This window comes from Gluconobacter kondonii, assembly GCF_002723995.1.
Taxonomy (GTDB): domain Bacteria; phylum Pseudomonadota; class Alphaproteobacteria; order Acetobacterales; family Acetobacteraceae; genus Gluconobacter; species Gluconobacter kondonii.
Map to the genome: position 1 here is coordinate 1 of NZ_BEWP01000034.1, position 10,131 is coordinate 10,131.

At 41.7% G+C, this 10,131-nt stretch carries 11 protein-coding genes and 1 pseudogene; 11 read left to right on the top strand and 1 reads right to left on the bottom strand.

The genetic code is table 11. The features are described 5' to 3' along the window. The first annotated feature begins 357 nt into the window (after positions 1-357). The 10 genes from GKO01_RS15105 to GKO01_RS15150 are packed head-to-tail and all read left to right on the top strand — an operon-like array spanning position 358 to position 9,522. On the top strand, positions 358-819 hold the full coding sequence (locus GKO01_RS15105) for a lipocalin-like domain-containing protein (RefSeq protein ID WP_077804031.1): 462 nt from the start codon (positions 358-360) through the stop codon (positions 817-819). A 14-nt stretch (positions 820-833) separates the two neighbouring features. Then, positions 834-1,904, top strand: a complete 1,071-nt coding sequence (gene citC, locus GKO01_RS15110; protein WP_086649678.1) for a [citrate (pro-3S)-lyase] ligase — start codon at positions 834-836, stop codon at positions 1,902-1,904. After that, a complete protein-coding gene (citD, locus tag GKO01_RS15115) occupies positions 1,894-2,190 on the top strand; it encodes a citrate lyase acyl carrier protein (RefSeq protein ID WP_077804033.1) in 297 nt (98 codons plus the stop codon). The genes citC and citD overlap by 11 nt, the downstream gene beginning before the upstream one ends. Then, a complete protein-coding gene (locus GKO01_RS15120; RefSeq protein WP_077804034.1) occupies positions 2,187-3,053 on the top strand; it encodes an aldolase/citrate lyase family protein in 867 nt (288 codons plus the stop codon). The genes citD and GKO01_RS15120 overlap by 4 nt, the downstream gene beginning before the upstream one ends. 11 nt (positions 3,054-3,064) lie before the next feature. Next, positions 3,065-4,582 carry a citrate lyase subunit alpha gene (citF, locus tag GKO01_RS15125; RefSeq protein WP_077804035.1) on the top strand — a complete coding sequence of 506 codons (1,518 nt, stop codon included), beginning with the start codon at positions 3,065-3,067 and terminating at the stop codon, positions 4,580-4,582. Between the two features lie 25 nt (positions 4,583-4,607). Further along, positions 4,608-5,141 carry a citrate lyase holo-[acyl-carrier protein] synthase gene (gene citX, locus GKO01_RS15130; protein ID WP_099287728.1) on the top strand — a complete coding sequence of 178 codons (534 nt, stop codon included), beginning with the start codon at positions 4,608-4,610 and terminating at the stop codon, positions 5,139-5,141. Further along, positions 5,138-6,013 (top strand): triphosphoribosyl-dephospho-CoA synthase CitG, encoded by an 876-nt coding sequence (gene citG, locus GKO01_RS15135; protein WP_099287729.1) that lies wholly within the window; start codon positions 5,138-5,140, stop codon positions 6,011-6,013. The genes citX and citG overlap by 4 nt, the downstream gene beginning before the upstream one ends. Next, a complete protein-coding gene (locus tag GKO01_RS15140; RefSeq protein WP_086649673.1) occupies positions 6,007-6,939 on the top strand; it encodes an AEC family transporter in 933 nt (310 codons plus the stop codon). Before citG ends, GKO01_RS15140 begins: the two co-directional genes overlap by 7 nt. A 27-nt stretch (positions 6,940-6,966) precedes the next feature. Then, on the top strand, positions 6,967-8,562 hold the full coding sequence (locus tag GKO01_RS15145; protein ID WP_099287730.1) for an OprO/OprP family phosphate-selective porin: 1,596 nt from the start codon (positions 6,967-6,969) through the stop codon (positions 8,560-8,562). Between the two features lie 33 nt (positions 8,563-8,595). Further along, positions 8,596-9,522, top strand: coding sequence for a LysR family transcriptional regulator (locus tag GKO01_RS15150; RefSeq protein WP_077804040.1), 927 nt, complete (start codon positions 8,596-8,598; stop codon positions 9,520-9,522). Between the two features lie 63 nt (positions 9,523-9,585). Here GKO01_RS15150 and GKO01_RS16630 read toward each other — a convergent pair. Continuing rightward, positions 9,586-9,696 (bottom strand): annotated as a pseudogene (locus GKO01_RS16630) (IS5/IS1182 family transposase); the annotation flags it as partial. A gap of 78 nt (positions 9,697-9,774) precedes the next feature. On the opposite strand from GKO01_RS16630, the gene GKO01_RS15160 reads away from it, so the two are divergent. Continuing rightward, on the top strand, positions 9,775-10,131 hold a 357-nt coding region (locus tag GKO01_RS15160), incomplete at its 3' end, for a transposase (RefSeq protein ID WP_145994798.1).

The following is a 10,131-nucleotide window of genomic DNA, read 5'->3' on the forward strand; positions in this document are numbered from 1 at the left end:
ATCAGGCCAGATCCTGGATGCAACGCTGGTCGCAGCTACAAAGTCGCACCATACCAACGCTAAGAAAGCCATGCTGCGCGCGAAACGCTCATCCGTGAATTTCCAAAAGGGCTATCAGGCTGGGTTAGCGTAGCCTTCAGTCTAAAAAACCAGGCTAACTCTATTCAGGGATGAATCAGTCGCAGCATTCCTTGGTATTGATGGGACGCCTCACAAATTTGTAGAAAGACATTCAATTATTAAAATAGAAATTAATTACGTCAAACGTAATAGTTATTTACGTCAATTAGATCTAGAATACATAGGGGGATGTATTAAGTTGAATGAAAGAAGGGCAGTAAATATCACGGGGTAGGAATGAAAAACTCACTTCATGTGAAGGAAACACCGTCAATGGAGCTTGCGGAGCAAATCATTGGAACGTGGCAACTTGTTTCTTACCAAGTGGAATTGCAGGCCACGGGTGAATTTATAGACGCAATGGGTGACCACCCCCGTGGTCGAGTGATTTTTACAAACGATGGTTGGATTGCCTTTAACCTTGAGGGCACCGGCCGGGAGCCGGCGCATAGCGATGCGGAACGCTCTCGTTTAATGCAAACTTTGGTTGCTTATATTGGTCGCTATCGTATTGAAGGCAATCAGTGGGTCACGACGGTACAAACTGCATGGGCTCCTGAATGGGTGGGTACGGAACAGCGTCGTACTGTCAAAATTGAGGGTGATACAGCTCAGGTTGTGACTCCGTGGCGAAAAATGCCTAATTGGGCAAAAGATCAAATGTCGCGCAGTATCATTAAATTCGTCCGTGCACACTAGAAACAGTTATCGATATGTATCGGAACTCAGATGATATTTCGATTTCTCTTCTTTCGGGATCTGACCTTGAAAGAAAGAAACACGATATCATCGATTTTTTAGCGACCGGGGATCTGCGTATCGATGATCAAGTTACGACGTTCGTAGTTGCCTTGAGCCAGGATAATGAACGGATTGTCGCTTGTGCTGGATTGGACAAGAATGTTGTTAAATGTGTTTGCGTTGACAAGCAGCTTCGTGGTTCTGGTCTGAGTGTGCGCCTTGGTACAGAAGTTATAATGCAAGGATTGTCTAAAGGTTACGATGACCTTTTTTTATTCACAAAATATATAAATTCTAGGATTTTTGATGGATGGGGATTTAAGTCCCTAGTTGAAATTCCAAATGTAGTCTCGTTTATGGATTATGATTCTACGCAGTTAGAATATTATCTTGATACTTTGAAATCAACCTTAAGGGCAGGAGAGCGTATAGGAAGCATAGTAATGAATGCTAATCCTTTCACAAATGGCCATCGATATTTGGTAGAGCAGGCGTCTAAAGAGTGTGATTGGGTACATGTTTTTCTAGTACGAGAAGATGTCTCCTTTTTTTCGTATGACACTCGCCTCACTCTCGTCAGAGACGGAGTTTCCGATTTAAGAAATGTCGTTGTTCATGAGGGTTCTGATTATATTATTTCTCACGCAACATTTCCTCAATATTTTCTTAAAAAGGACGAAGAAATCACGGAACAAGCATCTGCAATCGATGCCTTAATGTTTCGGAAATATATCGCGCCATCATTAAATATAAATATCAGGTATGTTGGGACAGAGCCAACGGACAAAACAACAGCTATGTACAACGTTGTTTTGAAGAAGTTCTTAGAAGATTGCTCTTATTCAGATAAGAAAATCGAATTAAAAGAGATAGAAAGAGTAAAATTTCAAGATATAGCTGTATCGGCTTCTCGTGTAAGAAGCCTAATTCAGGAAAATAGATATAGAGAAACTGCGGATTTGGTTCCAAAGTCAACATATCTATATCTCAACAAATTCTTTGTGAATGAAAAAGAAGAAAGGAAATCGTGTCATGAAAATTAACAAACGTGGTATCGCAGGCACGCTAGAGTCTAGTGATGTCATGGTGGTAATTAATCCCCATGATTCTCAAGAAATAAAATTGATTGTGCAGAGTAAAGTTGAAAAACAATTCGGTTCTTCGATCAGAAAAACAGTCAAAGATACACTCACAAAATGCGGTGTTTTGTCAGCAGTAGTTGACGTGAGAGATCAGGGTGCGTTGGACTGTGTAATCAGAGCGCGTGTTGAAGCCGCTGTTTACCGGGCTTCTGACGAAAAAACCGTAAAATTTGGAGATCTGTCATGAGACTTCGCCGTAGTATGATGTTCATTCCAGGAGCTAACGCTGGAATGTTGTCTAATTCATATATCTACAAACCTGATTCAGTGATGTTTGATCTGGAAGACTCAGTGAGTTTGACAGAAAAAGATAGTGCACGTTTTCTGGTATTCAATACATTAAAAGAAAACTTGTATGGCGATATTGAAACTGTTGTTCGCATTAACGGGGTAGAAACGCCGTTTTGGGAAGACGATCTTGATATGGCCGTAAGAGCAGGTGTGCAGATTGTTCGCTTGCCTAAAACAGAAACTGTAGAAGAAGTCAAAGAGCTCGAGCAACGTATCGCAAAAATTGAAAAAGATTGTGGACGCACAATCGGCGATACAAAAATTATGGCCGCTATTGAATCTGCTTGTGGCGTCGTAAACTCAGTCGCCATTGCAAAATCGACACCGCGTATGGTGGCAATTGCTTTGGCGGGTTTTGATTACTTGGTTGACATGCAGACCTCCCGGAGCTCAGGCAGTGAGCCCGAGCTATTTTACGCACGAGCTGCAGTACTGCATGCTGCCCGAGCAGCAAAAATTGACGCATTCGATGTCGCTTATGGAAACGTCAATGATGAAGAGGGATTTTTACGCGAAGTCGAGATTGCAAAAAATCTTGGGTATAACGGGAAATCGCTGATTCATCCTCGCCAAATCGAGCTCTTACACAAAGCATATGCTCCGGCCCAGAAAGATGTCGATCACGCTAGAAAAGTTGTCGCGGCAGCTGAAGATGCCGAAAAAAAAGGTCTTGGGGTCATTTCACTTGATGGAAAAATGATTGATCCGCCGGTTGTGCATGAAGCGCAGCGTGTACTTCTCCTAGCTGAACATTCTTGAGGAGGAAAGAAATGGCTTACAATAAAAAAGCAGCCGAAGATTATGCGGCAAAGAATAATATCCCAGCTTTTAAAGGAGTTTTCGCTAATTCTCCGCAGCTGGAAGACATTACGACGAAACAGAAGCGTAAGTTAAAGCCTTCTCTTGAGGACGTTATAAAGTCTTCAGGTCTAAAGAATGGCGGTACGATTTCTTTTCATCATGCCTTTCGCGAAGGCGATAAAGTAGTTTTGCAGGTTGTAAAAAAACTTGCCGAAATGGGCTTTAAAGATCTCACCATTGCTCCCAGTTCGCTGTTGAATTGTCACGATGGACTTCTTGAATTTATTAAATCGGGCGTGATTGCGAAAATCTTTACGTCAGGCCTGCGTGGTGAGTTGGGAGAAGCTATTTCTAAGGGGATCATGAACACACCCGTTCAGATTCATTCTCATGGTGGGCGTGTTCATCTTATTCAAACGGGCGAAATTTCAATTGATGTGGCTTTTCTGGGCGTTGCATCATCAGATGAGTTTGGAAATGCGAATGGAAGTCATGGTGAGCTAAGCTGTGGATCGTTGGGGTATGCAAAGGTTGACGCTGCATACGCACGCTATGTTGCGGTCTTAACACAAGATATAGTGGAATTTCCGAATTATCCAGCAAGCCTCTCTCAAGACCAGGTAGACGCGGTTGTGCAGGTTGACGAAGTAGGAGACCCATCTCTCATCAGTGTTGGCGCAGCTCGGCTTACAAAAAACCCTCGAGATCTGTTGCTGGCACGAATTGCGGCATCTGTCATTGAGAATTCAGGTTATTTCAAAGCAGGATTTTCTCTTCAAACAGGATCCGGTGGTGCTGCAACTGCAACTACCATCTTCTTGGGAGAGAAGATGATTGAAAAGAATATTAAAGCCAGTTTTGCGCTTGGCGGTGTAACGGGTTCTATCGTTGATTTGTTAAAAAAAGGCATGATTGAAGCGATTGCTGATGTACAGTCCTTTGACGTCGACGCAGCTCAGTCATTAAGAGATAACCCAGCTCACACCGAAATTTCCGCGAATGAATATGCAAATCCTTCGTCAAAGGGTGCATACGTCGATCGTATAGATACTGTTTTGCTAAGTGCGCTTGAAGTAGACACCGATTTTAATGTTAACGTGCTAACTGGCTCAGATGGCGTACTACGTGGGGCTTCTGGCGGGCATTGTGACGTTGCTGCAGCTGCAAATTTGACGGTTATTGTTACGCCTCTTCTTCGAGCAAGAATGCCCTGTATTGTTGATTGTGTGAATACGGTGGTCACACCAGGAAAAACTGTCGACGTAGTGGTGACGGATCATGGGATCGCCGTTAATCCGAATAATGTAGATCTCAAAAAACGCCTCGTAGATGCGAGACTTCCTGTTACAACTATTGAGGAGCTTCAGAAAAAAGCTATTCTCCTCGCCGGAAAACCTGATCCTATTCAGTACACAGATAAAGTAGTTGCTGTAGTCCGCTATCGCGATGGAAGTGTGATGGATATCGTTCGTCAGGTTGCGTCGTAAGACGATAGCGCGGAGACCTGATGAAATGACAGAAGGTCCTGAGATTTTTGATTCTATCCTGCGAGCGCGCGAAGAGCGCGCTCGCAGGCAGTTATTTATTTTGAGACGCTTCGAACGCCCGATTATTTCGGTAACGGTTGTTTCTCCAGGGAGTGATAAATGTTCCCCTATCATAATGAAAATATTTTCCGAAGCGCGTAAGAGTATTTGCTCTACTGTTAAAAGTTCGGGCTCACGTGTTTTGCTGGAAGAAGCAAGTGTAAGCTCGTCGGGGCCGGAGGCGATTTTTGTGGTATCGGCTTTGTCTCAAATCGATATCAAGAAAATGACTATGCTATTAGAGGAAACGCATCCTCTCGGCAGGTTGTGGGATCTGGATGTTATCGCACCAGATCAATTTTCCCTTTCTAGAGAAAATTTTGATTTCCCCGCGCGTAGATGTCTCTTGTGTTCCGATATTGCAATGAATTGTGCGAGAAGTAGAAAACACTCCATAGAGGACCTTCGTAGAGAGATGAAGCGGATTTTTTTTCTCTTCGAAAAGGAGAAAAAAAATTGATTACGTCAGAGAAGATATCCCAAATAGCACGATGTGCTTTGCTTAAAGAAATTAATCTTTCGCCTAAGCCAGGGCTGGTCGATCGTTTTGATAACGGTGCCCATTCAGATATGGATCATGCTCTATTTTTAGAGAGCATAGATGCAATAAGTCCTTTTTTTTCGTTATTTTATGAATCCGGCTGTGCGTCGACGTCTTCGAAAGAGGCGCTTAATGATTTGCGTAAAGTCGGCGTGAAATGTGAAAATGCAATGTTTTCCGCGACTAATGGAGTCAATACCCATAAAGGTGGGATTTTCGCTCTTGGTCTTTTATGTGGTGCATCAGGAAGATTAATTTCTAACAATCAGGAATGTACTATAGAAAACGTCTGCATCGAAGTAAGCCGGATCTGCGACGGGTTATTGCACAATGATTTAAGATCGGGAAATGAAAGATGCGCACCCCCTACAGCGGGGCAGCTTATTTATCGACAATACGGCTTCGGTGGTGCACGAGCTGAAGCAGAATCTGGCTTCTTAACCGTTCAACGTTATGCGCTTCCCGCTTATCGCGATGCCTTGTGCGATGGATACTCCGCAGTTGAATCCGAGTTAATTTCGCTTATTTCTTTAATATCAAACAATAATGACACAAATGTTATTTCAAGATCCGGAATATATGGATTGAACTACGCTAAGGTTTTCTCCAAAAAAGCTTTAAATACTTTGCGGGAAAAAGGTTTTGGAAATTTTGAAACAGAGGTTTCTGAGATGAATACTGCATTTATTTCACGGAATATCAGCCCAGGTGGAAGTGCCGACCTTTTGTCCGTGATGTTATTTCTTGTTGATTTCGAGCGTTATTTCTTGAATGGAGAGAGCGTATGTTAGAGATTATTTGCGGAGCTATTTTCCCGATTGTAGTATCGATGATGCTCGGATATCTCGGTGCTTCTATGGGTATGTTTGATCGCGATCAAGCAACTGCGATAAATCGAATGGTACTTAAATTTGCACTTCCAATGGATTTATTTGTTGGAATTTCTAAAATTGATCGTACGCAAATTTTACATTCTGGTAGTTTTGCAGCAATTATTATTTTCTGGATGATTGGCAGCTTTTTTATAACCTATTGGATTTCGCGTTTTGTTTTTAAGCGATCAGTGTCGCTTGCGACACTTCAGGCTTTGGCTATCGGAAATCCGTCGGTCCCATTTGTGGGATCTGCTGTTTTGGGATTTCTTTTCGGTGGGAAAAGTGCGCTTGCCGTTTCTTTGGCGAGCTTAACAATAAATGTTATTCTTATTCCTGTAGTATTTTTTTTACTGTCTAGTGACAATAAGGAGACTATGGGGAATGGCGAGAATTGGGTTTCTCATTTGAAAAATGCGCTAAAACAACCTGTCGTTTTAGCACCACTCTGCGCATTTATCTGGGTTTTATCAGGTATTCCGATTCCAAGATTACTTGATATTTCTTTCATAATGCTTGGAAAGACAACTGGCGGAGCTGCGATGTTCGCAGCTGGCATTTTACTTTGCCTTATGAAACCAATGATCAACAAGATGGTCATTACATCGGTATTTTTCAGAAATATCGCAGCACCTATGGTCGCATGGGGGTTAGCTATTGCTGCACACCTTTCTCCTTTTTACTTAAGGGAAGCAGTATTAACATTTGCTATGCCTTCAGCATCAGTGATAGTGATTTTATCAAATCAAATTAAAAAAGGTGAGAGAGAGGCCGCATCAACCGTATTCTTTTCTACAGTGGTGTCCATATTCACGATGGGAGCACTCATAGCTCTCACATCGTGAATAAATAAAGATTTGGCAATTATTACGATGAAAAAATCTTTTTTCATTTTTTCATTTTTGTCTTTTTTTATTTCAACATCCGTATCGTTCGCCCAGACCAATTCAGGAATATCTGAATTGGTCAATGAATTAAAAAAACAAGATAAAAGAATTAGATATTTAGAAAAAGAAATTATTGAACTGCAAGGGCATTCCTATCAAAAGCAGAAAGTAAAAAATAATTATAATGATCATTCAATATTAGACATTCCATATTATAAGCAGAAGAAGTTTAGGTCTGTTAAAATTTCACATAGAGAAATTAATAATAATTATATAAATTTCCCATTGGTTGCATCTCCTCCAGGAACATTTGGAGCCGTCTCAAATATGCCTTCAAATTCCGGTTCTATTTTGGGTATATCATCACAAATACCAAATAGAACTACTGAGTTTGATGGTTTAGTATTAAAATGGGGAAAAGGTTTACCATCGTTCTCGACGCCTGATGGCAATTATAGCTTCAGAGTTCGTGGTCGAATATTGGCAGATTATGGTGCGTCGTTTTCGAGCCGCTTTCCGCAACAAAATATTTCAAGAACAATACTTCGCGCGGCTAGACTAGGGGTTCAAGGTAGGGCCCGTAATTTATCGTGGGTATTGGAAGGGGATTTTTCTAGCAATACATTGCAACTCATGAGTGCATTTGCAACCTGGACTGACAAAACAGCTGGGTTACTATCAGAATACACAATCGGAAATAAATTTTCTGAACGAGGTTTTGATGGCTCTACGGGGTCGAGTGATACCGTATTTCTTAATAGAGATATTGTTGCCAATCTGTTAGTGCCCATGATGGGTTGGTACGGCTTAGGCGGTGCATATAAGATATATGGTAAAAACTGGCATATTGCGACGCAAATATCTGGCGATCAAGTCAATTCAACAAATAATACTAACAACGTTAGAGATGATTTAACGTATCTTCTGCGTGCTCACTATATACCTTTCAAGGATAAGGTATCGTTAATTCATTTAGGGTTTTGGGGGTTCTACGAAGATTCAAAACCGACACAAAATTTTACCCAGAACGTGAATTTATTAAATTATACGGATAACGCATTTAATTTTCAGGTCCGACCAACAGCTCCTCTTTCTCATTCTTTATCTGGTGGCGTTGAGCTTTTTGGTATTTGGAAATCTTTTTGGGCATTATTCGAGTTTGGCTTACGAAAGTTATCGCTAAGGCGCACGTATTCATCGTATCCAAATTATGCTCTTTGGGCCGGAAAATCTGGCTCCGAAGAGGCCCTTAGTGTTCAAGGAGGCGTTTTTTTGACGGGTGAGACGCCTAATTACTTCGCGCATTCAGGTGTTTGGGCTGCACCAAGAGTTCTCCATCCAGTAACACAAGGCGGATTGGGTGCGTGGGAAGTTTCTCTTCGATATGATCGTGCGAGTGTATCCCGGAGCTTGGGTAGTTCGAATGCATCTACCGTTACATTAGGAGTTAATTGGTATTTTTTGAATTACGCTCGTTTTATGTTTAATTTTACGCATGCTAATGTTTTAAATACACATGGTTTGTATATCGGTTACAATTCCGGTAATACTCTCGGTGGAAGAATGTCTATAACCTTCTAATATCGAAATTTCGGTTGCTGTGGAATACTGAAGATGAGTCTCGAAGAAATCAGCGATTTAAGATTTTTTGTCGACCTGGTAGACGCAGGCGGTATTACAAGCGCGGCACTGAGATTTGGTGTAACACCACCTTCTGTTTCGAGGCGTCTAAGTAAAATAGAAAAAAGACTCGGAATAAAACTTATAGAAAGAAATACACGACATTTTCATTTAAACGATCATGGGCATTATTACTACGAAAAAGGATCATTGATATTATCAGATATTGATGAACTTGATTATAGAATTTCTTCTTCAGACAAAAAAATTGAGGGCTTTTTAAGCATAGGTGCTCCATTAGAGCTTGGATCAAATAAAATAGCGCCATTCGTTGAAAAATTTGTGAAGAAATATCCGAACATCAATGTTAATCTTGCAGTGGCGACTGAAGGCTCATATAATTTCGATGACTATTTAGATATAATTATTCGTATAGGACTTCCAGAGTCTTCAAGCGCAATCGTCACAAAAATTGCATCGACTATTCGTGTGCCATGTGCTTCTCCTGAATATATTAGGATACATGGTGAGCCCAAGTCTCCACAAGAGCTTCAGCAGCATACATGTCTATGTTTGAGACGTTATAAAACCATGGAAGCTATTAATCAGTGGTTGATGGAAAACAATGAAGAATCATTTATCATTAAGGTTGAGCCCAAATTTAGCAGTACGAGTGCAGAGATTATACATAGATGGGCACTTTCCGGTAACGGAATTGCATATAAATTATATTGGGATTTATCGGAGAGCTTACAAACAGGAAAGCTTGTAAGAATACTTCCTAATTATAACGGAGAAATTATATCTTTATATGCTGTATTACCTTCGAAGTCATATGTAAAAAGGAGTGTTCGTATTTTTCTTGATGAGCTAAAATTGTTTGCGAAAGATAATATAGATACTACAATACAAACTATATGATATAGTCTGTACGGTTATAATATAGATAGTTCGAATAGAGGTGGATGGATCGAAAAACTGTTGGTTGATGCGCTCCAAGAAGAGAAAGCGGCGCATGTTGTAGACGATATTGGCGAGCCCGATCCTCATGATGGCCCGGGTGATACCGACAGTTCGGACGAACAGACCCATTTGGAGGGTTCGAAAAACCCTCTGGTTTTGAAACCAGCTCTGTGATTCCATTTGTCCAGTTCTGACTGTGGGAATGGCGCTATGAAGCAAGCGGGATTTTTTGACGTTGAAGAGCGGCTTGCTCGATTGAGCGGGCTTGGCGATCAGCTCGAAGCGTTTTCCCGGACTGTGGATTTTGAGGTGTTCCGCCCTGATCTGGAGCAGGCTTTGGCCTATTCAGACGGAAGCAAGGGCGGGCGACCGCCATTTGATCCAGTGTTGATGTTCAAGGTTCTGGTGATCCAGGCGCTGAACAATCTGTCCGATGAACGGATGGAGTATCTGATCAACGATCGCCTGTCGTTCATGCGCTTCCTTGGCCTGGGGCTTTCAGATCGTGTTCCTGATGCCAAAACGGTCTGGCTGTTCCGTGAACGCCTGACCCAGGCGGGAGCGATC